Below are 25630 nucleotides of genomic sequence, written 5' to 3'. Positions count from 1 at the left end.
TCAATTCAACTGGTTCGGGCAAGGCTCGCCTTTTTCCAGCTGACGCAGGTTTTCAAGCGTCGTTTCGGAAATGCTGGTCAGCGCCTCCGCCGTCAAAAATGCCTGGTGGCCAGTAAACAACACGTTGTGGCAGGCGGAAAGGCGGCGGAACACGTCGTCCTGAATCACGTCGTTAGACTTATCTTCAAAGAACAGATCGCGTTCGTTCTCGTACACATCCATGCCCAGCGCGCCGATTTTCTGGTGCTTGAGCGCGTCGATGGCGGCCTGGGAATCAATCAGCCCGCCGCGGCTGGTGTTTATCACCATCACGCCGTCTTTCATTTGATCAAAGGCGGAGTGGTTGAGCAGGTGATAGTTTTCCGGCGTCAACGGGCAGTGCAGGGAAATAATGTCGGACTGCGCAAACAGCGTTTCGAGATCGACATATTCCACGCCTAAATCCAGCGCCGCTGCGCTCGGATAAGGATCAAACGCCAGCAGGCGCAGGCCAAACCCTTTCAGGATACGCAGCGCGGCAACGCCGATTTTCCCGGTGCCGATCACGCCTGCCGTTTTGCCGTGCATGGTAAAACCGGTTAAGCCTTCGAGCGAAAAGTTGGCGTCACGTGTGCGCTGGTAGGCGCGATGAATGCGACGATTAAGGCACATCATCATCCCGATAGCGTGTTCAGCCACGGCTTCCGGCGAGTAGGCAGGGACGCGAACCACGGGCATACCAAGCTCTTTCGCCGCGTCTAAATCGACGTTGTTAAAGCCGGCACAGCGCAGCGCGATAAACTTAACGCCGTGTTTTTTTAGCTCTTCCAGCACCGGGCGACTACCATCATCATTAACGAAAATACACACGCCGTCGCAGCCGTTGGCCGTTTTGGCGGTTTTTTCGCTCAACAGGAAGTCAAAAAATTCAAGATCAAAGCCATATTCCTGGTTAACCTGCTCCAGATACTTTTTGTCGTACTGTTTTGTGCTATAAACCGCAAGTTTCATAAGACTTATCTCCAGAAAGGGTTGGTTCCAAAACTATCATGCTTAAAATAATCATACAATTTATAAACTGAAATTTTAACGGCAGGTGACTATTTCACTTCCCGGGCAGACTATGCTTACTATTGCCGCCGCCTTCACGCCCGGCCTGAATCGTGCCAGAATAATGACATATTTCGGCTTAAATTGTCGCTGAATCAGGATATTAACCACCCATGAAGGGTAAATATAAAGCCGCGCTTGCGCTGATACTTGCATTGATTCTGCTGCCGCTGTCGCTGCTGCTCACGGTGGCGTACTGGCTGCCGACGCTCGCCGGGATCTGGCTACCACAGGGCACCCGTATTGCGCTGGAGGCCAGCCCACGCCTGCACAACGGGGCGATTATTATCCCCGATCTTCGTTATCTGGCCGGGGAGTGCGAGCTTGCCAGCCTCAAAGATGCAAGCCTCAGCCATCCGAGCCGCTGGCGGCTTCACCTCGCGGAGCTGAATCTCAATCCAGACTGCATCAGCAAGATCCCCGCCGATGATGTGGCTCCCGCCGCACCGCGCACCCTTGAAGAATGGCAGAAAATGCTGCCGAACACCTGGCTGACTATCGACCAGCTTAACGTCACGCCGTGGCTGCAGTATGCGGGGGCGCTGCATCTCTCTTTGACCCCGCAGCAGCAACAGCTGGATTATCAGGGGAAATTGCTCACGCTTTCCGCCACGCTTAAAGGGCAAAACCTGAAAATTAGCGATCTAAAAGTCGGGGCATTCGAAGGGCTTCCGCCGCTTGAGCTGGTAGGTGACTTAACGCTCCCGCTGGTGCCGGATGGCCTGCCGACGGATGGGCAAGTGGCCACGCAGGTGCAAATTCCGCAGGAGCCGGACAGGCTGCACGTGGCCCTGAACTGGCACACTAACGCCGGCAACCTGACGGTGAAAAAATTATCAGGCGACGAGGCCCCGCTGCTGAGCATTCCCTGGCGCCTGAGCGAAAACGCCCTTGAGATTAACGCCGGGCAGTGGCGCTGGCCTTATGAAGGTTTCCCGCTGGGCGGCGGAGTGTCGCTGAAGGTGGATAACTGGCAGGCCGGGCTGGATAACGCCATTTTCACCGGGCGGTTGAATGTGCTGTCTCAGGGCGACGCCGGGAAGGGCAACGCCGTGCTTAACTTCGGCCCAGGAAAACTCAGCCTGACCGACAGCGCTTTGCCGCTGCAGCTCACCGGAGAGGCGAAGCAGGACCAGCTGATTTTCTATGCCGCGTTGCCCGGTGAACTGACGGGCGCATTGACCGACCCGTCGCTGCTGTTCCATCCGGGCGCCTTGCTGCGTTCCCGTGGCCGCCTGATTGAAACGCTGAATATTGACGATGTGCGCTGGCCGCTGGCGGGCGTGCGAGTCTCCAGTAAAGGCATCGACGGCAGGCTACAGGCTATCTTACGCGCCCATGACAATGAAATGGGCGCCGTGGAACTGCATCTGGACGGGAAAGCCAATGACTTCCTGCCGGACGCCGGGCTGTGGCAATGGCGCTATTGGGGCAAAGGCAGCTTTACGCCGATGCAGGCAAAATGGGACGTTCGCGGCGTGGGCGAATGGCGTGACAGCGCCATTGAACTGAGTTCGCTGTCCACCGGTTTCGACAAGCTGCAGTACGGCTCAATGCTGATGTCGAAGCCTCGTCTTAGCCTGGACAACCCGCTGCGCTGGGAACGGAACGAAGAAAAAGAGATCTTCACCGGCGATTTCTCTCTGGACGCGGGGGCGACCACCTTTAGCGGCGGCAGCACCTTGCCGCCATCGACGCTTAAATTCAGCGTGGACGGGCAAAACCCGACTGCTTTCCTGTTCAAAGGCAATTTACACGCCGGGAAAATTGGCCCGGTGCGTGTGGTCGGACGCTGGGACGGGGAGCGCCTGAGAGGCAACGCGTGGTGGCCAAAACAGACGCTCACCGTGTTCCAGCCGCTGCTGCCCGCCGACTGGAAAATGGATTTGAAAGGGGGCGATCTCTACGCCCAGGTGGCCTTCTCCGCGGCGGCCGGGCAGGGCTTTGAAGCCGGGGGCCACGGCGTGGTCAAAAGCGGCAGCGTGTGGATGCCGGATAACCAGATTAACGGCGTCGATTTTGTACTGCCGTTCCGCTTTAGCGATTCAACCTGGCACTTTGGCAGGCATAGGCCGGTCACGCTGCGCATTGCTGAAATTCGCAACCAGATAGCGGCACAAAACATCACCGCCGATCTGGAAGGCTGGTATCCATGGAGCGAACAGCAGCCGCTGCTGCTGACCAACGTCAATGCGGATGTGCTGGGCGGCAAGATCTCAATGCAGCAATTGCGCATGCCCCAGCGGGACGCGGCGCTTTTACGGCTGCAAGGGCTCTCCTCCAGCCAGCTCGTCACCGCCATCAACCCTAAACAGTTCAGTATGTCCGGGCGCTTCAACGGCGCGCTGCCGCTGTGGCTCAATCACCCGCAGTGGATTATCAAAGACGGCTGGCTGACCAATCCTGGCCCAATGACCTTCCGCATGGACAAAGACATGGCGGATGCCATCGTGGACAACAACATGGCGGCTGGCGCGGCAATCAACTGGCTGCGCTACATGGAGATCTCGCGATCATGGACACAAATCGACCTCGACAACCTCGGCGTGGTCAGGATGCGTTCCAGCGTGACCGGCATCAGCCACGTGGAGGGAAAAACTAACACCGTCAATCTCAACTATACCCATCAGGAAAACCTGTTTACCCTGTGGCGCAGTTTGCGCTTTGGCGATAATTTACAAACCTGGCTGGAAGAGAACGCCGCGCTGCCAACGGCTCGCTGCACCCAGTCCGGTGAAGCCTGTGAGGAACCCAAATGAACTATTTTACCCCTGTGCTGCTGGCATCGGCGGCGCTGATGCTGACAGGCTGCACGCCGCGCATTGAAGTGGCCGCCCCTAAAGAGCCGATCACCATCAATATGAACGTCAAAATCGAACACGAAATCCACATCAAAGTGGATAAAGACGTTGAAAGCCTGCTTAAAAACCGTAGCGATCTGTTCTGAGAAGGGGAACGGCGATGAACTCTATGATTAAAAGCGTGCTGCTGGCTGGCCTGTTGTTCAGCACATCCGTGATGGCGCTGACCCTAAACGAAGCGCGTGAGCATGGGCGGGTGGGCGAAACGCTAAGCGGCTATATTGCGCCCATCAAGCAGGATCCGGAGACGCTGGCACTGGTACAAAGCATCAATGAAGGTCGCGCCCGGCACTATCAGCAGCTGGCGGACACCAACAATGTCTCGCTCAATGAGGTTGCTCGCCTGGCTGGTCAGAAGCTGGTGGACAGGGCTCCTGCCGGAGAATACGTTCGCGGGCTGAACGGGCAGTGGATGAAGAAGTAGCTTTATGTCTATTCCCCCTCATTTGTCTTCCCTCTCTCCCTTTGGGAGAGAGCCGGGGTGAGGGTTGCCTTTCAGGCTGATTGAAAACGCTTGCGATACTCCCCCGGCGACACGCCAAACCTGCCCTTAAACGCCGTTGAAAAATGGCTGTGATCGGCAAATCCCCAGCTGTAGCCAATCCCCGCCAGTTTTTCACTGTGGCTGGCCGTGCGCAGCGCCTGGGCGCAGAGATCCAGTCGGCGATTCTTAATGTATTGCGCCACAACCAGGCCTTTATCGGCAAACAGTCGGTAAAGGCTGCGTACCGACATCCCCGACTCGGCGGCGATCCACTCCGGGCGCAGCGTTTCGGACTGAATATGGTCATCAATCAGCGACATGACTTTCTGCAGGTGGCGGTCGCGCTTTGAGCCCGGCAGGCTGTGCTGAATCAGCGCCGGCGCGAGCAGGCAGGCAATCGCTTCGAGCGTGGCTTCACTTTCTCCGCCACTGAGCCCCTCGCTACCCATACTTTCATGCAGCAAGCTGTGACTCAGGCGCACAACAGGCATCTCTGCGGAGAGTCTTTGTGCGCAGGGGACTTCGCCCTGGCGAAGGTGCTGTTCCAGCAGATGGCGCGGCAGTAAAAGCGAAACCTGCTTCGCCCCGTCGGTATAGGTAAAACAGCTGGGGCGGCCAGCATCAATCAGCGTAATATCACCCTGAGTAAGCACGGCCTGGCGATCGCCTTGCTCCATGACGGCTTCGCCCTCCAGCTGAAAAACGGTATAAAACCAGGCGTCGTTGCTTTGGGTCACTTCCTGCTTTGTACGCAGCAGGCGTGCCTGGTTAATTTCCACCACGCTAAGTTTAATGGCATGGGTAAGGTGTTCGCTCAGGCTGCCGTGAAACCCGCTCTCCAGCGCCGCACCTGAAAAACGACCACATGCGCGATTCACCTGGTCAAGCCATTTTTCGAATCGCTCGTTGCACTGTTTTTCTGCCATATATCCTCACTGATTGCCGCCAGAAGCCAATAACTATAGGTAAACGTGATTCAAAAAAAGAATCATCATCAACATTTGTGTAGCGTGTCACAGCCAGCAAAGCGAATGTCAGCCGGAGAAAACCCTAACCTCAACATAGCGCCTAGAATGAAGGTGGGCTACACGATAATGACCTTGATAAGGAGATGCTATGACCGAGCCAGAAACGGTAAGCGTGCTGGGCTGTGTGCGCCAGTTTCTTCAGCGTTCACATGGGCTGTACATTGACGGCCGCTGGCAGGCGTCAGACAGCGAAGGGCGCCTGCCGGTCTTTAACCCGGCTGACGGGCTGCAAATTTCCAGCAGTGCCGACGCCAGCGCCTCGGATGTCGACCGCGCGGTAACGTCTGCCTGGCGTGCCTTCAGCAGCGGCGTATGGGCCAACATGCTGCCTGCCGGGCGGGAGCGGATCCTGCTGCGGTTTGCCGACCTGCTTGAGCAAAACACGGAAGAACTGGCGCAGCTTGAAACGCTGGAGCAGGGCAAGTCCATTAACATCTCTCGCGCATTTGAAGTGGGCTGCACGCTGAACTGGATGCGCTATACCGCAGGCCTGACAACGAAAATCAGCGGCCAGACGCTGGATGTTTCTATCCCGATGCCGGAAGGGGCGCGCTATCAGGCCTGGACGCGCAAAGAACCCGTGGGGGTCGTGGCCGGGATCGTGCCGTGGAACTTCCCGCTGCTTATTGGCATGTGGAAAGTGATGCCGGCGCTGGCGGCAGGCTGCTCGATTGTCGTCAAACCATCAGAAACTACGCCGCTAACGCTGCTGCGTATGGCCGAACTGGCTACAGAAGCAGGCGTGCCGGACGGCGTATTTAACGTTGTCACCGGCAGCGGCTCCGGCTGTGGTAAAGCCCTGACCGAACATCCTCTGATTGCCAAAGTCAGCTTCACTGGCTCGACGGCGACGGGCAAAGGCATTGCCAAATCAGCTGCGGACAGGCTAACGCGCGTCACGCTGGAGCTGGGGGGGAAAAACCCGGCAATTGTTCTGAAAGATGCCGACCCGGCGATGGTCATCGCAGGCTTAATGGCGGGCAGCTTCCTTAACCAGGGGCAGGTGTGCGCCGCCAGTTCGCGGATCTATATCGAAGCCCCGCTGTTCGACACGCTGGTGAGCGGCTTTGAGCAAGCGGTGAAATCGCTGCACGTGGGGGCGGGCATGAACCCAGCGGCCCACATCAACCCGCTGGTATCGAAAGTGCAACAGGAAAAAGTGGCCGGATATCTGGCGCAGGCGCAAGAGCAGCGCGCGGAGCTAATCTCCGGGAATTCAGGCCCGCAGGGCAGCGGCTACTATATTGCGCCAACGCTGGTAGTGAACCCTGCCGCCTCTCTGCGCCTTGCCAGAGAAGAGGTCTTTGGCCCGGTGGTTAACCTCGTGCGCGTGGCGGATGCGGAAGAAGCCTTGCGACAGGCCAACGACAGCGACTACGGCCTGACGGCAAGTCTGTGGACCAACAACCTGCAGGCGGCAATGCAGTACACTGGCCGTATACAGGCGGGCACTGTCTGGGTGAACAGCCATACGCTAATCGACGCGAATATGCCGTTTGGCGGCATGAAGCAGTCGGGCTACGGGCGTGATTTTGGCCCGGACTGGCTTGACGCCTATACCGAAACCAAAACCGTATGCGTGCGTTACTGAACGTTGGCACATTTCGGTACTTATCACGTCCCGGAATAAGTTGCCGCTGGTAATCTGCAGGTCCCCTCCCGCGAGGGAAGATCGTTGTCCGATCTTGACCATTAATCTTGATAAGAAATGTTGCTACCTTCAGACCGGGTTTCCCCCCGGTCTTTTTTTTGCATTTTTTTGTCAAGAAGACGTTATTTTAGTCATGAAATGATTTTTTTCCGTGACGATCGCCCAGGGTTAACATCTGCCCAACGCCCTTATTTTGCGTAGAACTTGCGACAATGTAACATTTATGGAAAAACAACCAAAAATGAGCAGCACGGATTTATTGAAGAACTTCGCTGGAATGTAAAATTGATGTAAATCAATGCTTATGCCATAAGCTTATGAATTATAACTATTAGCTATTTATCACGATGTCTCTATTCACGAGATCAATCGATCTGTTTTTTCAGAGCACCTCCTTTTGAGTAACATACTATTAACAATAAATCATTGGTGAGGTTAATTTTTATTTGGTAGGATTTTTCTTAAGGATGATTCGGAAAAAGGATCTAAGTGATTTGCTCCGCAGGACTAAATAAGTCATATTGCGTAACGCCTTTATATATAGAGGCAGCGTGAAATCATGACCTTCATTTATTAAGAAGACATGAAAGCGGTCGACAGCTTTCTACCTCTTTATAGTCACAACGTCTCGCTCCAGAAATAAACGGGGCGCCATAATGTGGGCGTTTTAATTCAACCATTACAGTCGTTTAAATACATCAGCTACCCATCCGTGCCTGTTTATTCCCAATGCAGGAAGGAGCAACATCATCCTGATTATTTAATGGATAAGGATATTGCCGTTTATGCTTCAGTCTTATTCCCTGCAGGTCGCGATGCTTGCCGTTATTTTTTTCGGCAGCGGCATGCGGGTGAATGCCGCACCAGCGCCGGCCTGGGCCACAGCACCCGGCATCGCGCAAACGGCAACCCTCACGCTGAACGAAAGTATTCTGTTCGCTCTTGACCGCGATCCTGCTGTTTCTCAGCAGGCAGCTCAGTTCGGGATTGGTCAGGCGCAGATTGATCAAGCCCGAAGCGCCTGGATGCCGCAGATCTCCCTCAGCGGCAGCACCGGGCATTCGCGTACCACGGACTCTAGCGGTTCCCTCAAGAACTCGGCTGCCTACGGGCTTAGCCTGACGCAGCTGGTGTATGACTTTGGGAAAACCAGCAGCAATATTAGTCAGCAGGAGAGCCAGCGTGAGAGCTATCGCTACCAGCTTATGGCGACGTTGACCGGTGTGGCAGAAAAAACGGCGCAGGCCTATGTCGATGTGAAGCGTAACCAGGCGCTGATCGCGGCAACGACAGAGAGTATTGCCGCGCTGCAAAACGTCAACACCATGGCAAAACTGCGGGCGGATGCCGGGCTGAGCTCGAGTTCGGACGTGCTGCAAACCCAGACTCGCATTGCCGGTATGCGCTCAACGCTTGAACAATATCAGGCGGCACTCCAAAGCGCGAAAGCGAGACTGGCGGTATTAACCGGAATCAACGCCGCGCAATATCAGGCCATGCCGGTACGCCTGGCGCTTGAACAGGAACCGCTCGACAACATTGATTACTCGCTGATCCCGAGCGTGCTGGCGGCGGAGGCCATGCGTGAGTCTTCAGGGTATGCCGTAGAGAAAGCGAAATCGGGCCACTGGCCCACGTTGAGCCTGAAAGGCGGACGCACTCGTTACCAGTCCAACAACAGCGCGTACTGGGACGATCAGATTCAGCTGAGCGTGGACGCGCCTATCTATCAGGGCGGGGCGGTCTCCGCCCAGGTCGAGCAGGCTCAGGGAGCCAGACGTATTGCGGCTTCTCAGGTTGAGCAGGCGAAATTCGACGTGCTGCAAAAAGCGTCCGTGGCAATGGCTGACTGGAACGGGGCCAGAGGCCGTGAAACGGCGGGAAAACTCCAGCTGGAAAATGCCCGACGCGCGCGGGAAGTTTATAAAAATGAATATAAATTAAGCAAACGCAGTCTCAACGACTTATTAAGCGTGGAGCAGGATGTGTTCCAGGCGGCCTATGCACAAATTAATGCGGACTTCGACGGCTGGCAGGCGGCAGTAAATTACGCAGCCGCCGTTGATAATCTATTGCCCCTGACAGGCGTCGAGAAAAATGCCGCCTCGAAATTACCGGATTTGAAATAAATGGTGTGAAAGTAGTGGCTTAGCCCCGCCACATAAAAATAAGTTGATGTGAAATGAGATCCGGAATTCTCAGGGGTTTCCACATCCAAAAATTAATACCGTATGCCTCGTTCCGGCATATATAAGGAGAAGTGCTATGAGTAAGATTCTTGAAGTTATTTCCCGCAAGGACGCAGAGAAAACCCTGGTAACAGGCGATGGGAATCTCTCTGTGTCGCTTTCATCCCCCTCTGTCATTCAGATTCACGGCAGCGCTAAAGATGTGGCGCACTATCTGCGTCAGGGCAACGATCTGCTGGTATACATGAAAGACGGCAGCGTTATTCGCTGCAATGGCTATTTTGTGGAGGAAGAAGGGCGGTCTGGGCACCATTCAGAACTGGTGTTTGATGACGGCAAGGCACTGACGCATATCACTTTCGACGAAGCGGGCGCCGCGGTTGGCACCCAGGGCACGGCTTTAACGGCAACCTCCGTCCCCATTGAATCCATTGCACCATTCATGGACGGCTCTGCGCTCGGCGATGTGCCGTGGGGCTGGGTTGCTGGTGCCGTGGCCGGGGGCGCGGGTATCGGGGCGCTGCTGGCACACGGCGGCGGGAAGTCACACACCACCGTTATCGACAATACCAAAGAGGTCGAAAGCGCCCGGCCAACGTTCACGGTTACCGACAACAAAGGCGACAGCAAAGGGCTGCTGAGCAGCAACGCGGTGACCGATGACGCAACGCCAACCTTCAGCGGCTCCGGACAGCCGGGAGCCACTATTCAGGTCAAAGACAGCAACGGCAACACCATTGCCAGCACCATGGTCGACAGCAACGGCAACTGGAAAGTGCTGCTGAGCGAGCAGCCGGACGGGACGCACACCTACAGCGTGGTGCAAATCGACGGCAATAAAGTCACCTCTGCCGGGGATATTACCCTCAATGTTGTTACCGCTCAGGCTTCACTGACCGTCGCGACGACGGCAGGCGACAATATGATCAACGCGGCGGAGCAGGCAAATGACGTTATCATCAGCGGCAGTTCGCAGGCGCTGGCCAGCGGCACGGCGTTAACCCTCACCCTGAACGGGAAAACTTACAGCACAACCGTAGGTAGCGACGGCAGCTGGAGCGTAACCGTGCCTGCAGCCGACGCCAAAAACCTGGCGGACGGGAGCTGGACGGTAGCCGTGAGCGGGAAAGATGCCGCAGGCAACAATGTCACTGCCAGTGAAACGCTGGTGGTGGACACGAAAGCGCCTGGGCTGACGGTAAATGCCATCGCCGACGACAACATCATTAATGCGGTTGAACACGGCGCGGCGGTGATCATCGGCGGTAAAACTGACGCCGAAGCCGGGCAGGTGGTCACGCTTAAGCTGAACGGCAAAACCTATACCGCAACGGTAAGCGCAGACGGCAACTGGAGCATGACCGTGCCGGCGGATGATGTGCAGACTATGGCGGACAATAGCTACACGCTGAACTTCAGCGTCAGCGATAAAGCGGGTAACACCACCACCACTAACGCGTCCCTGCTGGTAGACACCACGCCGCCGGAAGCCAGCGTCAATACCGTGGCCGGGGATGATATTCTCAGCGTCAGCGAACAGGGTCAGGCACAGATCATTTCTGGCACCAGCCGTGGCGCAGCCCCTGGAGACAAGGTCACCGTTTCTATTGGAGGAGAAACCTTCCAAACCAGCGTGCAGCAGGACGGCAGCTGGAGCGTGGGCGTACCCAAAGAAGTTATTTCATCGCTGCCGGAAGGCACAAATACCGTTACCGTAACTATCACCGATGCGGCGGGAAACAGTGGCCGAGTAGACCATGACATCACCGTCAGCTCTACGCCGCCAGCGGTTGCCTTCCATCCGATAAGCCAGGACAACGTGCTGAACGCCATTGAGGCGACTCAGCCGTTAACGCTGAGCGGCACCAGCAATTTACCGGACGGCAGCACCGTCACCGTCAGGCTGAATAACGTCAATTATACCGCGGACGTTCAGGGCGGTGTCTGGCAGGTTCAGGTACCCGTTGAGGATGTCGTCAAGCTGGGCGATACCACTTACACGCTGAGCGTCAGCGGCACGGACAGTACGGGAAATACGGGGACGGCGAATGCGACGCTGCTGGTTGATACGGCACTGCCTACGGTAGTGGTGTCGACCTTCGCGGGCGACAACCGCATCAACAACAGCGAAATCGCTAACGACCAGACGCTGAGCGGGCGAGTCACCGGCGCGCGTGAAGGCGACACGGTTACCCTTAACGTAGGTGGAAAAAACTACACCACCAAAGTACAAAGCGATTTGACCTGGAGCATCACTGTTTCTGCGGGCGACCTGCAGGCGCTGGGCGATGGCGATGTCTCCGTGGTTGCGTCCGTGACCAACGGTCACGGCAATACCGGCCGGGGCGACAGCAGCTTTAATATCAACGCTCAGCTCCCGGGGCTGCGCATCAATACCGTGTCCGGGGATGACGTGATTAACGCCATCGAGCAGCATCAGGATTTGACGGTGAGCGGCACCAGCTCACACCTCAACGCTGGGACAATTATTACCGTACGCGTGAATGGCGTGGATTACCCGGCGGCTGTAAGCGCCACCGGCACCTGGCAAATAGGGATCCCGGCAAGCGATCTGGCCATCTGGCCGAACGGTAAGCTGGACATTAGCGCCAGTTCTGCCGATGAATGGGGCAACCCGGTTGCGGCCTCCCGCCCGGTGGACGTTGATCTGAACTCCGTCGCTATCTCCATCAACAGCGTGACCAGCGATGACATGCTGAATGCGGTTGAGAAGGCCGCAGATCTTACCCTGGGCGGGAAAACTCAGGGCGTAGAAACCGGGCAAACTGTAGTCATTAAATTTGCCGGGCACACCTACACCACAACCGTTAACGAAAACGGTGACTGGACGTATACCGTGCCAGCGGCGGATATGCGCGACATGATTGATGGCCGAGCAGAAGTATCCGTGAGCGTTACCAATGCCAGCGGTAATAGCGCCAGCGGCGCAAGGGAAGTGCTGGTCGATACCCAGCCACCGTCAATCACGCTCCACAGCGTCACGGCTGACAATATTCTTAATCATGCCGAAGCGGCACAAGACCTGGTCATCACCGGTACCAGCACCGCACAGCCGGGGCAAACGGTCACCGTGAACCTCAATAACCAAAGCTACACCGGCCAGGTGCTGGCCGATGGCACATGGAGCATCACCGTGCCGGTTGCAGACCTGGCTAATCTAACCGACGGTAACTGGTCTATCAGCGCCAGCGTCAGCGACATAGCAGGCAACCCGGCCAGTATCAACCACGGCATGCTGGTCGATACCACCGTGCCGGTGGTCACCATCAATGTTTTCGCTGGCGATAACATCGTTAACCGCACCGAACATTCCCAGGCGCAGATCTTGTCCGGTAAAGCCACCGGCGCGGCCGCGGGCGACAGCGTTAAAGTCACCGTTAACGGCGTCGAGTATTCTACGGTGCTGGACGCCGGTGGAAACTGGAGCATTGGCCTGCCTGCAGAGGTGATAGGCGGTCTGGCAGACGGCAAATATACCGCAACGGTCGCGGTGACGGATAAAGCAGGCAACGTCGGCGGCAGCTCGCTGGCGTTTGATGTTGCTACCGGACTGCCGCAAATCACCATCAATGTCATCGCGCAGGATGACGTGATTAACGCGGCAGAAAAGAGCGCAGAAGTTACCATTAGCGGGACCAGCAACCAGCCGGACGGGACACAAATCACCGTGAATCTGAACGGTGTTGACTATGCTGCCGTCGTTAACGGCAGTGCCTGGAGCGTTAAGATCCCGGCGCCGGACGTCGCAAAATTGGGTGAAGCTAGCTATACCGTTAACGCATCGGTCACGGATGCCAGCGGTAACAGCAATTCTGCCAGTCACAGCGTGCTGGTCGACAGCTCGTTGCCTGTCATCACTATTAATACCGTCGCGGGCGACAACATCATTAACCTGGCGGAGGTTAACGCCGGACAGGTGCTCAGCGGCAGCGCGTTCAACGCGGCGGCAGGAGATGAAGTTACCGTCATTCTTGGCGGTAAAAGCTATACGGTTACCGTCCAGAGCGACCTGAGCTGGAGTTTGCCGCTGAGCAAAGAGATGCTCACCGCGCTGGGCGATGGTGAGCTTACCGTTCACGCCTCCGTCACCAACGGGCGCGGTAACACCGGCAGCACGGATCATGACATCACGATCGCAGCCCAGCTGCCGGGCCTGCGTATTAATACTATCGCGGGCGATGACGTGATCAACCTCGCGGAGCATAGCCAGGATCTCATTGTCAGCGGCACCAGCATTGGCCTCAACGCGGGTAGCGTGGTGACCGTGACGCTAAACGGCAAAGACTATCTGGCAACGGTAAACGCCGACGGCACCTGGAGCGCCGCCGTACCGGGAAGCGACGTTAGCCGCTGGCCTGACGGCGTGCTGACGGTAACCGCAAAAGCAGAGGATGGCGCCCAAAATCCGGTCAGCATCGACGGTATCGTGGATGTCGATTTAGCGCCGGTGTCCATCAGCGTGAATAGCGTCACGGCCGATAACGTGCTGAACGCGGCAGAAAAAGGCAGCGATCTGGTGCTCTCCGGCTTGACCACTAACGTTGAGCCGGGCCAGACCGTCAGCATTACCTTCGCCGGGCATCGCTATACCACCGTCGTGAATGACGACGGGAGCTGGCGCTATACCGTACCAGCCGCCGACATGGCAAAACTGAAAGACGGTGATGCCCAGGTGACCGTCAGCGTCAGCAACGTGAACGGTAACCCGGCAAACGCCGCCCAGGAATACAGCGTGGACGCCAGCGCGCCAACGCTACTTATCGATCCGCTGAGCGGGGATAACCTGCTTAACGCCGCAGAAGCGAAGCAGCCGCTGATTGTCAGCGGCAGCAGCAGCGCAGAGCCGGGGCAGGACGTTACGGTGACGCTGAATAACGTCAACTATACCGCGACCGTTGGCGCCGATGGCCGCTGGAGCGTCAGCGTTCCGGCCAATGATTTAGCCGCGCTCAAGGACGGCATCATCACCGTCAGCGCCTCCGTGGCTGACAAAGCAGGTAACCCTGCAAACGCCGATCGCGGCATGCTGGTTGATATTACCGAGCCGAAGCTGACTATCGATACCGTGGCAGGCGATGACATCATTAATGCCAGCGAGCATAACCAGGCCCACACCGTGAGCGGCACCAGCACCGGAGCTGCTGCGGGGGATGTGGTTACCGTCGTGGTGACCAACGGGCAGGGAACGTCGTTCACCTTCACCACAACGCTTGATGCCGGGGGTAACTGGAATGTCGGCATCCCGGCGTCGGTCATTAATGGCCTGGCGGACGGCAGCTACACCATCACCGCCAGCGTCACCGATGCGGCTGGCAACAGCGGCAGCGCCGATCGCGGCCTGAGCGTGAATACCGCGCTGCCGGCGATCTCGATTGCCGCCATTGCGGTGGATGACGTTATTAACGCGACGGAAAAGGGGCAGGACCTTGTGCTTTCCGGGACCAGCAACCAGCCCGCTGGCACCCTCATCACCGTCACCCTGAACGGGATTACTTACCAGGCCGTGGCCGGAACCGACGGCAGCTGGAGCACAACGATTCCGGCTTCTGCCGTCAGCAAGCTGGGTGAGGCTAATTACACGGTGACCGCGGCGGTAACCGACGCCCACGGCAATAGCAATAGCGACAGCCACAGCGTGCAGGTCGATAGCGCCTTGCCAACCGTTACTATCAACAACGTCACCAGCGACAATATTCTCAATATCACGGAAATCGCCAGCGGCCAGACGCTCAGCGGCCTCGTCACCGGGGCGGCAAAAGGTGACGTTGTCACTATTAATCTCGGCGGCAAGCTGTATCAGGCGACCGTCCAGGACGATTTAAGCTGGAGCCTGTCGGTTTCCAAAGAGATCCTCACCGCGCTGGGCAACGGCGAGCTGACCATTACTGCTTCTGTGACCAACGGACACGGCAACACAGGCAGCGGCAGTCGCGATATTGTTATCGACGCGAACCTGCCGGGGCTGCGCGTGGGCACCGTCGCGGGCGATGACGTGATTAACGCCATCGAGCATAACCAGAACCTGATTATCAACGGTACCAGCACCGGCCTCAGCGCGGGCAGCGCGGTAACCGTAACGATTAACGGTAAAGACTACGCGGCAACCGTTCGCGCGGACGGCAGCTGGCAGGCCGCCGTACCGGGAGAAGATGTCGCTCGCTGGGCAGAAGGTGCCGTCACCATTGAGGTGAAGGGCAGCAGCGGCGCGGGAAATGATGTGGCTATCCAGCATCAGGTTACCGTCGATCTCAGCGAAGTGGTGATCGGCATTAACGCCATAACCGGCGATAATGTACTGAACGCCGCTGAAAAGAGCGCCAACCTCGAACTCTCCGGCACGACGCAAAACGTAGAGCCGGGGCAAACCGTCAGCATTACCTTTGCCGGACACACCTACACCGCCACGGTTCAGGCGGACGGCAGCTGGAAGTACACCGTCCCGGCGGCGGATATGGTGAACCTGAAAGAGGGTGACACCACCGTTCAGGTGAGCGTGACCAACAAAAATGGCAACAGCACAGAAGCGGCGCAAAACGTCAGCGTCGACAGCCTTGCTCCGACCCTGACCGTGGATCCTGTCAGCCAGGATAACCTGCTGAATGCCGCAGAGGCTAAGCAGGATCTGATTATCAGCGGAACCAGTACCGCAGAGGCGGGCCAGACCGTGACCGTGCAGCTGAACGGCGAAAGCTATCAGGCAACGGTAAAGGCAGACGGAAACTGGAGCCTGACCGTACCTGCATCGGACGTCGGTAAACTGGTTGATGGTAACGTCACCGTCACCGCAAGCGTGGAAGACCGCGCGGGTAACCCGAACAGCGCCAGCCGCGACGTGCTGGTTGATAAAACCGTGCCTGAAGTGACCATCGGCACCGTCGCTACTGACGACGTGATTAACCAGACCGAACACGGCCAGGCGCAGGTGATCTCCGGTACCAGCACCGGCGCGCAGGCTGGCGATATTGTTACCGTTACGCTAGGCGGTAAAAGCTACACCGGCGTAGTGGACGCGAGCGGGAACTGGAGCGTCGGCATCCCGCGGGCGGATATCAGCGCGCTGGGCGATAACACCTACACCGTGACGGCCTCCATTACCGACAAAGCGGGCAATACCGGCGATGCGATTCATAGCGTCAAGGTCGATACCGCGGCACCAACCCTGACCATCGACATTATTGCGGGGGACAACATCCTCAATGCCGATGAGAAAACCGGGGATGTCATCATCAGCGGTTCCTCTACCGGGCTGGCGAGCGGGAGCACCGTCACCGTACATCTGAACGGTAAAAACTATGCCGCTACCGTGGGCGACGACGGCAAATGGTCCACCACCGTACCAGCAGGCGACGTGGGCAAACTTGGCGAGGCCTTCTATGAGGTTTCCGTCAGCGCCAGCAACGGCGTGGGTAACGCTGGCAGCCAGAGCAGCACGCTGGAAGTCGCCTCTACGCTGCCGGGCGTTATTATCAATGCCGTGGCGATCGACGACATTATCAATGCCTCCGAGCTGGCCGCTGGCCAGACGATCACCGGGCGCGTGACCGGCGTGCAGGCCGGCGCAGACGTGACCATTAACATCGGCGGCGTCAACTATACCGCGAAGGTGCAAAGCGATCTCACCTGGAGCCTGGCCCTTAGCCAGGATGTGCTGACCGCACTGGGCGACGGCTCGCTTAAAATTAATGCTTCCGTGACGGACGGCGCGGGTAACACCGGTACCGGCTCTCGCGAAGTCACTATCGACGCGGCCCTGCCGGGCATCCGGATTAATACCATTGCGGGCGATGACGTTATCAACGCCATTGAACATGGCCTGAACCTGGTCATCAACGGCACCAGCCGTGGCCTGAGCGAAGGCAGTGCGGTAACTGTGACCATCAACGGTAAAGACTATGCCGCGACGGTACGTGCCGACGGCAGTTGGCAGACTGTGGTGCCAGGAAACGAAGTCAGCCAGTGGCAGGCCGGGGATATTACCGTTTCGGCAGGCGGAACCAGCAGCTCAGGCAACCCGGTGTCCATCGATCACACCGTCAATGTTGATCTCAGCGCGGTGGCGATAACCATCGGCCAGATTGCCGGGGACGACGTGCTGAACGCTGCCGAGAAGGGCGCTGATTTATTGCTGTCCGGGGCAACACAGAATGTGGAGGCCGGGCAGACCATCACCATTACCTTTGCCGGGCACACCTACACTACTCAGGTAGCAAGCGACGGTAGCTGGACATTCACCGTACCGGCTAATGATATGAAAGGGTTGAAAGACGGCGAGACTTCTGTGGAAGTTAGCGTCGCTAACGTGAGCGGTAACGGAGCATCGGCCGGGCGTGAAATCAGCGTGGATACCGCAGCCCCGACCCTGCAAATCAACACTATCGCCGGGGATGACGTGCTCAATGCAGCCGAGGCCGGGCAGCCGCTGGTCATCAACGGTACCAGCAATGCGGAGCCGGGCCAGACCGTGACCGTGAAGCTGAACAATGAAACTTATACCGGCACCGTGCAGGCTGACGGAACGTGGAGCATAACCGTTCCGGCGGAGAAAGCTTCTGCGCTTGGTGACGGCGTCTATTCCGTTGCAGCCAGCGTCAGCGATGCCGCAGGCAACCACACCTCCACAAACCATAACTTCAGCGTGGACGTCACCGTGCCGACCATCTCCTTTGGTGTGGTTGCGGGCGACGATGTGATTAACCTCGCCGAGCACGGGCAGGCACAAATTATCTCCGGTTCCAGCAGCGGCGCTGCGGCAGGGGACAAAATTACCGTGACCATTGGCTCCAACAGCTGGACCACCACCGTGGACGCTGCGGGCAACTGGAGCATTGGCGTCCCGGCCAGCGTCGTCAGCCAGCTGGCGGACGGCACCGTCACTATTCACGCCAGCCTGACGGATGCAGCAGGTAATACGGGGAGCGGTAGCCATGACGTTGTGGTCAATACCGGTTTACCGTCGCTCAGCTTCAATCCGTTAAGCGGTGACAACGTGCTTAACGCCAGTGAAAAAGGAGAAACATTAACCCTGAGCGGGACCAGCGCTAATCTGGCCCCGGGCACTGCGGTTATTGTCACGCTGAACGGTAAAAATTATACCGCCACCACCGACGCCAGCGGTAACTGGAGCGTTGACGTTCAGCCGGGCGATCTGGCCGGGCTGGGCGAAGCCAACTATACGCTGACCGCTACCGCAACAAGCGCTATCGGCAACAGTGCCAGCACTCACGCCAGTTTGTTGGTAGACACCGCCGCGCCGGGCGTCACGATTAATCCAGTGACCGCAGACAACGTCCTTAACGCGTCTGAAATCGCAGCAGGCCAGACTCTGAGCGGAAAAGTCAGCAATGCGGCAGCCGGCGACACAGTCACGATCAATCTGGGGGGGAAAACCTACACCGCGACGGTGCAGAGCGATCTGAGCTGGAGCCTCGACCTGCCTGCTAGCGTGCTTACCGCCCTGGGGAACGGAAAACTCACCGCCACGGCCTCGGTCACTAACGGGCACGGCAACAGCGGCACGGCAGAACGTGAATTTACCATTGATGCCAGCCTGCCGGGTCTTCGGATCCACACCGTGGCGGGGGACGATGTGATCAACGCCATTGAACACAATCAGAACCTGATTGTTAGCGGAAGCGCTAGCGGTATGAGCGCAGGCAGTACCGTGACCGTCACCATCAACGGCAAAGGCTACCTGGCAACGGTGAGCGCCAGCGGAACCTGGTCGGCCGCCGTACCTGCGGAAGATGTCAGCCAGTGGGCGGCAGGCAATGTCACTGTTACTGCCGCTGGCAGCAGTAGCGCGGGGAACCCGATCTCTATCGATCGCATGGTGAATGTCGACCTCAGTCCGGTTGCGGTCAGCGTTGACGCTATCACAGCAGATAACGTGCTTAACGCGGCTGAGAAAGGGGCCGATCTGGTTCTTTCAGGTAAGACCCAGAACGTTGAGGCCGGGCAAAACGTCACCATTCTTTTCGGCGGGCACACCTATACGGCGCAGGTTGCGGTCGACGGGAGCTGGAGTTACACCGTGCCAGCAGGCGATATGGCTGGGCTGAAGGATGGCGATGCGTCAGTAAAAGCTACCGTGACTAACGTGAACGGCAACGGAGCCAGCGCAGAGCGTGAGTTCAGCGTGGATGCCACGCCGCCGGGGCTTGCCATTGACCCCATTGCCACGGACAACGTTATTAATGCCGCAGAAGCAGGCGCGGGCGTCGTCGTCACAGGAACGTCAAACGCGGAAGCCGGACAGACGGTCACGCTGACCCTGGACGGAAAAACCTATACTGGCGTAGTGAAAGCGGACGGCACCTGGAGCGTAACGCTTGATGCTACAGCCCTGGGGAGCCTGGCAGATAACAACTATCAGCTTAGTGCGAGCGTCAGCGATGCGGCGGGTAACGGATCAACCAGCAGCAAAACGATAACGCTAGACACCACCGCGCCGACGATCGGCTTTAACGTCGTGGCGGGTGACGACATCATCAACTTTGAAGAGCACGCTCAGGCGCAGATTATCTCTGGCTCCAGCAGCGGCGCAGCGGCAGGGAATAAAATTGTTATTACCCTCAACGGCACTCAGTATGTCACCCAGATAGATGCCAACGGCAACTGGAGCATAGGCGTCCCGGCTTCGGCGATTTCATCGCTGAAAAACGGCACGGCAACGATTACCGCCACGCTCACCGACAGCGCCGGCAACGAGGGAACTAACACCCATACGGTTGAGGTTAACGCCGTCCGTGTCGGGCTAACCATCGGGACTATCAGCGATGACGACGTGATTAACGCCGCAGAATCTCAGCAGGATTTAGTTATCGGCGGAGGTAGCGCTGAACTGGCCGTGGGCACTCAGGTGACCGTTACGCTGAACGGCGTACAGTACCACACCACTGTTCAACAAGGCGGCGGCTGGAGCGTTACCGTACCGGCGAATCAGGTACAAAACCTGGTGCATGGTAACGGCTACACGGTCGTGGCATCGGCGACGGACGGCGCAAATAACGCCACTTCGGCAAGCCATAACATCACCATAGACACCGCAGCGCCGGTCATCACCCTCGCCGATATCTCCGGTGACAACGTGATCAACGCGGCGGAACAGCAACTGCCGTTAACCATTCGCGGTACCAGCAGCGCGGAAGCCGGGCAAAAAGTGACCGTTAAGCTGGGAAGCGGGAGCTACGAAGCTACGGTGCAGGCGGACGGCTCCTGGAGCGTGACCGTTGCCGCGGACGACCTGGCGAAGCTTACCGACGGTGACTTCACCGTTAGCGCCTCCGTTCAGGATAAGGCAGGAAACCCGGGCAGCGCGGATCGTACTTTGACGGTGGACACCACCCCGCCAACCATCACCTTTAACAAGGTGGCGGGGGACGACATCATCAACAGCGCCGAGCAGCAGGCAGGCCAGGTCATTAGCGGCACCACTGACGCTCAGCCTGGGCAGACGGTAACCATTACCTTCAATAATCACTCTTATAAGGCGGTGGTGAGCGACACCGGAACATGGTCTGTGACCGTCCCGGCACAGGACTTCCTGGGCGCGACAGACGGCAGTTACCAGATTTCCGCCAGCGTTAGCGATAAAGCCGGGAACAGCAGCAGTGCGAATAAGCAGGTGACCCTGAACGGCGAGGTGCCGACCATCAGCGTCAATGACTTCGCGCAGGACAACATTGTCAGCGCCGCAGAACACGGCACTCCGCTGGTGATAAGCGGCGTGACCAACGCGCCTGCGGGCCAGACGGTGACTATCACCCTGAATAATCAGAGCTATACCACCACGGTCAACGGCGACGGCACATGGAGCTACACCCTCGGCAGCGGTGCGGTTTCCGCGCTGGTCGATGGCGGCTCGTATGTGATTCATGCCAGCGTCAGCAACAGCATCGGTAACAGTGCGGGAGCAGATCGCACCGTCACGGTGGACACCACACCGCCGCAGATGACCATTACCATTGACGCTCTGCAAAACGACACCGGGCTGAGCAAGACTGACTTTATTACCGCCGATAACAAGGTGGTGGTGAAAGGTTCCCTGAGCGCGGCACTCGGCAATAACGAAAAGGCGCAGATAAGCCTCGACGGGGGATCCAGCTGGATTGACCTTGTGGTTAACGGCAAATCCTGGAGCTATGCCGACGGGCGCACGCTGCCGGACGGTATCGTGACCTATAACGTACGCGTCATCGACAATGCCGGCAACGTGGGCTCGACGGCAACGCAAAACGTAACTATTGATACTGTTGCGCCGGATGCCAGTAAAACCATTACCGTTGAGGCCATTACCCAGGATACGGGTCTCGATGCGCACGACTTTATTACCAGTGACAATACGCTGACCATTAGCGGCAAGTTAGGGGGAACGCTGGCGGCCGGTGAACATGCCCAGATCAGTATTGATGGCGGAAAAACCTGGGTTGACGTGAGTATCAGCGGCACCACATGGAGCTACATCGATAGCCGCACGCTGGCCGACGGGGATTATCTCTATCAACTGCGCGTGATTGATGATGCGGGCAATATCGGGGCAACCACCAGCCAGTTGGTCACCGTTGATACCGTGGCGCCGGATGCGAGCAAATCCGTCACCATTGACCGCATTGCCGACGATACAGGGCTGAGTAATAGCGACTTTGTCACCAGCGACACCTCGCTGACTATCCACGGTTCTCTGGGCGCTTCACTGCTGGACGGCGAATATGTGCAGATAAGCATGGACGGCGGCCTCACCTGGAAAACGGTCACCACGGTAGGCACAACCTGGTACTTTACCGACGGGCGAACGTTAACTGACGGCACGTATCAATACTATGTTCGCGTGGTCGACGCTGCGGGTAATGTCGGGCAGAGCGCTTCTCAGACGGTAACGGTAGACACCACGCCGCCGGATGCGGCTATCACCGTTACCGTGGACAGCATCACCACCGACAGCGGCTTCAGCAACAGCGACTTTATCACCAACGATAACACGCTGACGCTGAACGGCTCACTTGGCGCGGTGCTTGGCAAAAATGAATATGTTCAGGTGAGCTTCGACGGCGGAGCCAGCTGGGTTAACGCCACGTCCGTCAACGGGACAAGCTGGAGCTATACCGATGGCCGCCAGCTTGCGGACGGTAACCACACCTGGCAGGTTCGCGTTGTCGACCTTGCCGGAAACGTGGGAGCAACCACCAGCCAGACGGTAACGGTAGATACCGTCGCGCCAACCTACGGCATCACCATCGACAGTATTTCGGATGATACCGGGCAGAGCGCCAGCGACTTTATCACTATGGATACCACGCTGACCCTGAACGGCACCCTGGGCCACGCCCTTGCCAGCGACGAGCGCGTGCAAATCAGCCTGGACGGCGGTCAGAGCTGGGTGGATGCCGTGGTGAACGGCACGGCGTGGCATTACGTGGATGGACGTACTTTGCCGGACGGCGACCATCTTTATCAGGTGCGGATTATCGATCAGGCCGGAAACGTGGGTTCAACCGCAGCCCAGGTTGTCACCGTTGATACCGTGGCGCCGGATACCGTCGGCACTATCGTCAGCTATACGGATAATGACGGCGAGCGTACCGGTAATTTCGACAGCAGCTACTCCACCGACGATACCTCGCCGGTCCTGAACGGTACGCTGAACCATGCGCTGGCCGACGGTGAAATTGCCCAGATCTTCCGCGATGGCGTGCTGGTAGGCAAGGTGACCATTACCGGCGGTACAAGCTGGACCTTTGCGGATTCTGGCCTGCTGGACGGAAATTACCACTATGTTCTGCGCGTGACGGACAAAGCGGGGAACTACACCGAGTCGAACGACTTCACGCTGACGGTCGATACCTCGGTGCCGACGACAATTGCCCACGTAGATGCGGTATCGACTTCAGATACCACGCCGATTCTCACCGGGGATGTCAGTGCCCAACTGATGAATGGTGAATTCGTGGTCGTGACCGTGAATGGCAAAACGTACAGCTCCGAGCGCGGAGGTCCGGTGGTGGTCGATCCTTCATCCAACCGCTGGTATCTGCAAATTCCTGACAGCGACCTGCTGGGGCTGAACAGCTACAACGTCACCGCCCAAGTGAAGAGCAGCGCGGGTAACGGCAACAACACCGGGATCCAGACAGGATCGCTGGTCGTGCATGCCGAAACGGCCAATGACACCAGCTGGGCGAACACGGCGGGCAATGCGAACAACAGCGCCAGCACGTTAATGCTCAACAATAACGGCCTGTGGACGCTGGTGACCAATACCTCGGTATACAACGGCACGGATCTGAACAGTTACACCCAGACGTCGCTGCCTAATACGCGTGCGAATACCGTCAGCTACACCGCGCTGGACTTTGACCGTAACGGCACCGTTGATATCTACGGCACGGAAACCACTTACGGCAACGCGGTACAGACCATGTGGATCGCCAACGCCAATGGCACTTATACCACCAGTACCCAGGCCAACGGCACCACGATCTGGTACGGCGGCGTTATCGCCTATGACAAAAACGGCGATGGTTATGTCGACCTGGCCTACGGTGACGCCGGGGGCGACTCCAGAACCTACCTGATTAACAACAAGGGTAGCATGGTGGCCGACGGGACCAATGGCAACGGCGGCTTGACCGGCGTCAGCTACCGCGAACTGTCCGGCGTGGACATCAACAATGACGGTAACATCGATATTGTTCAGCATACCAACAGCAACGGGACCAGTGCGCTGAGCGTGATTTCTAACAACGGCAGCAAGCTGACGACCCTGCAGTCTATTGCCAACGTGTTTGTCGATAACGCAGCGAACACGACGACCGCTGCCTCCATGACGTGGGCCGACTTCAACGGCGATGGCTACCTGGATCTCTATATCGCCACCGGTCGGAGCGTGACCTCTGCGACGGTGAATTACAGCGGGAAGATTTTCTACAACGATGGCAATGGTCAGTTGAACAGCAACTACACCAGCGTGGAGTCTACGTCGACGGCGGCTAACGCGGGCTATATGTCCGTGGCCGTGGACTGGGACGGTGATGGCGACATGGATATTGTTAAGTTTTCCACCTACGGCACCAGTCAGACAGCGCGTCTGTTTAGCAACGACGGCACCGGCAAAAACTGGACCGAAAGCCAACTGGCAAAAGGACTGGTTAACGTCACGGGCGTTGCGGTGGCGGACTACGACTGGAACGGTACTCAGGATCTGCTGGTGTCTCAGCAAAACGGGAAAGTGGTGTTGGTGGCCAACACCAACACCATCGCCCCGGGTACCGCGATGCACCTGCGCATTGTCGACAGTGAAGGGATCAACGTCTTCTACGGCAATACCGTCCGGCTGTATGACTCTGCCGGGAAGCTGGTTTCGACGCAGATTATCAACGCCCAGTCGGGCATTGGGGCGAACGACGCGTCGGCGCTGGTGAGCTTCTACGGCCTCAACCCGAATGAAACCTACCATGCCGAGCTGGTCAGAGCGATTAACGGCGTCACCAGCAATGTGACCTGGAATGGGCTAACCGCCGGAGACGGGAAAGAAAGCTATGCCCTGACGGCGGAGGCCGCCACCGGCGTTCACGGCGGCACGCTGAACGGCACTGGCTATAATGATACCTTTATCGCCGAGCAGGGAACCTACGTCTATAACGGCGGCGGCGGCTGGGAAACTTCATCCGATCACCAGACCTGGAGCGCGACGGGCGGGATGGATGTGGTTGACTTCCGTAACTCCGGGGTAGGTATCACCGTTGATCTGGGTAAAACCGGGGCGCAAAACACCGGCTTTAACACGGCAACCTTCACCAACATCGAAGGGATCGTCGGCTCCAGCCATGACGACGTGATCACCGGCAATAGCGGGAACAACACCTTCGAAGGCGGCGGCGGCAACGACACCTTCAACATCGGCAGCGGCGGCCACGATACGTTGCTCTACAAGCTGTTGAACAGTTCGGATGCCACCGGCGGCAACGGCCATGATGTGGTGAACGGCTTCAGCGTGGGAACCTGGGAAGGTACGGCGGACAGCGACCGTATTGACCTTCGTGAGCTGCTGCAGGGCAGCGGCTACGCCGGGGACGCATCGGCGCATTACATCAATGGCGTTGCGCAGCTGGGGGCCGGGGCGGGCAATATCGGGGACTACATCAAAGTGGTGCAGAACGGCAGCAGCACTGAGATTCAAATTGACCGCGACGGTAAGGGCGGCGTCTTTGACCCGACCACGGTAGTCACGCTCAACGGGGTACAAACCGATCTCGCCACGCTGCTGGCTAACCACCAACTGTTAGTTATCTAGCCCTTATTCCGCCGGGCCT

At 57.8% G+C, this 25630-nt stretch carries 8 protein-coding genes; 6 read left to right on the top strand and 2 right to left on the bottom strand.

The window, feature by feature from the left end; genetic code table 11:
* The gene (locus tag AAIE02_RS07840) at positions 1 to 990 is read right to left on the bottom strand and encodes a 2-hydroxyacid dehydrogenase (RefSeq protein ID WP_008461388.1); all 990 of its coding nucleotides are present in this window, start codon (positions 988 to 990) and stop codon (positions 1 to 3) included.
* A 212-nt stretch (positions 991 to 1202) separates the two neighbouring features.
* Here AAIE02_RS07840 and AAIE02_RS07835 point away from each other — a divergent pair, with 212 nt between their 5' ends.
* Genes AAIE02_RS07835 through AAIE02_RS07825 form a run of 3 tightly spaced genes read left to right on the top strand, consistent with a single transcriptional unit; the run spans position 1203 to position 4374 of the window.
* Positions 1203 to 3848 carry a YdbH family protein gene (locus tag AAIE02_RS07835; protein ID WP_498532322.1) on the top strand — a complete coding sequence of 882 codons (2646 nt, stop codon included), beginning with the start codon at positions 1203 to 1205 and terminating at the stop codon, positions 3846 to 3848.
* Positions 3845 to 4036, top strand: a complete 192-nt coding sequence (locus tag AAIE02_RS07830; RefSeq protein WP_008461390.1) for a YnbE family lipoprotein — start codon at positions 3845 to 3847, stop codon at positions 4034 to 4036. The genes AAIE02_RS07835 and AAIE02_RS07830 overlap by 4 nt, the downstream gene beginning before the upstream one ends.
* Before the next feature lie 14 nt (positions 4037 to 4050).
* Positions 4051 to 4374: a YdbL family probable chaperone protein gene (locus AAIE02_RS07825; protein ID WP_498532321.1), complete on the top strand. Its 324-nt coding sequence runs from the start codon at positions 4051 to 4053 to the stop codon at positions 4372 to 4374.
* A gap of 71 nt (positions 4375 to 4445) precedes the next feature.
* Here AAIE02_RS07825 and feaR read toward each other — a convergent pair whose 3' ends face one another.
* Entirely contained in the window at positions 4446 to 5360 is a 915-nt protein-coding gene (gene feaR, locus AAIE02_RS07820; RefSeq protein ID WP_498532320.1) for a transcriptional regulator FeaR, read from the bottom strand.
* A gap of 190 nt (positions 5361 to 5550) precedes the next feature.
* Between feaR and AAIE02_RS07815 the strand changes: the two genes are divergently transcribed.
* From AAIE02_RS07815 to AAIE02_RS07805, 3 genes are all read left to right on the top strand, one after another.
* A complete protein-coding gene (locus tag AAIE02_RS07815) occupies positions 5551 to 7053 on the top strand; it encodes an aldehyde dehydrogenase family protein (protein WP_498532319.1) in 1503 nt (500 codons plus the stop codon).
* Positions 7054 to 7898: 845 nt separating this feature from the next.
* Entirely contained in the window at positions 7899 to 9242 is a 1344-nt protein-coding gene (locus AAIE02_RS07810; protein ID WP_498532318.1) for a TolC family outer membrane protein, read from the top strand.
* Positions 9243 to 9378: 136 nt separating this feature from the next.
* Positions 9379 to 25611 (top strand): Ig-like domain-containing protein, encoded by a 16233-nt coding sequence (locus tag AAIE02_RS07805; protein WP_498532317.1) that lies wholly within the window; start codon positions 9379 to 9381, stop codon positions 25609 to 25611.
* The last annotated feature ends 19 nt before the right edge of the window (positions 25612 to 25630 follow it).

This window comes from Cedecea sp. Ae19-4, assembly GCF_059801165.1.
The sequence above is the reverse complement of the archived record's forward strand: the minus strand, read 5'-3'. Positions and strand labels throughout refer to the sequence as shown.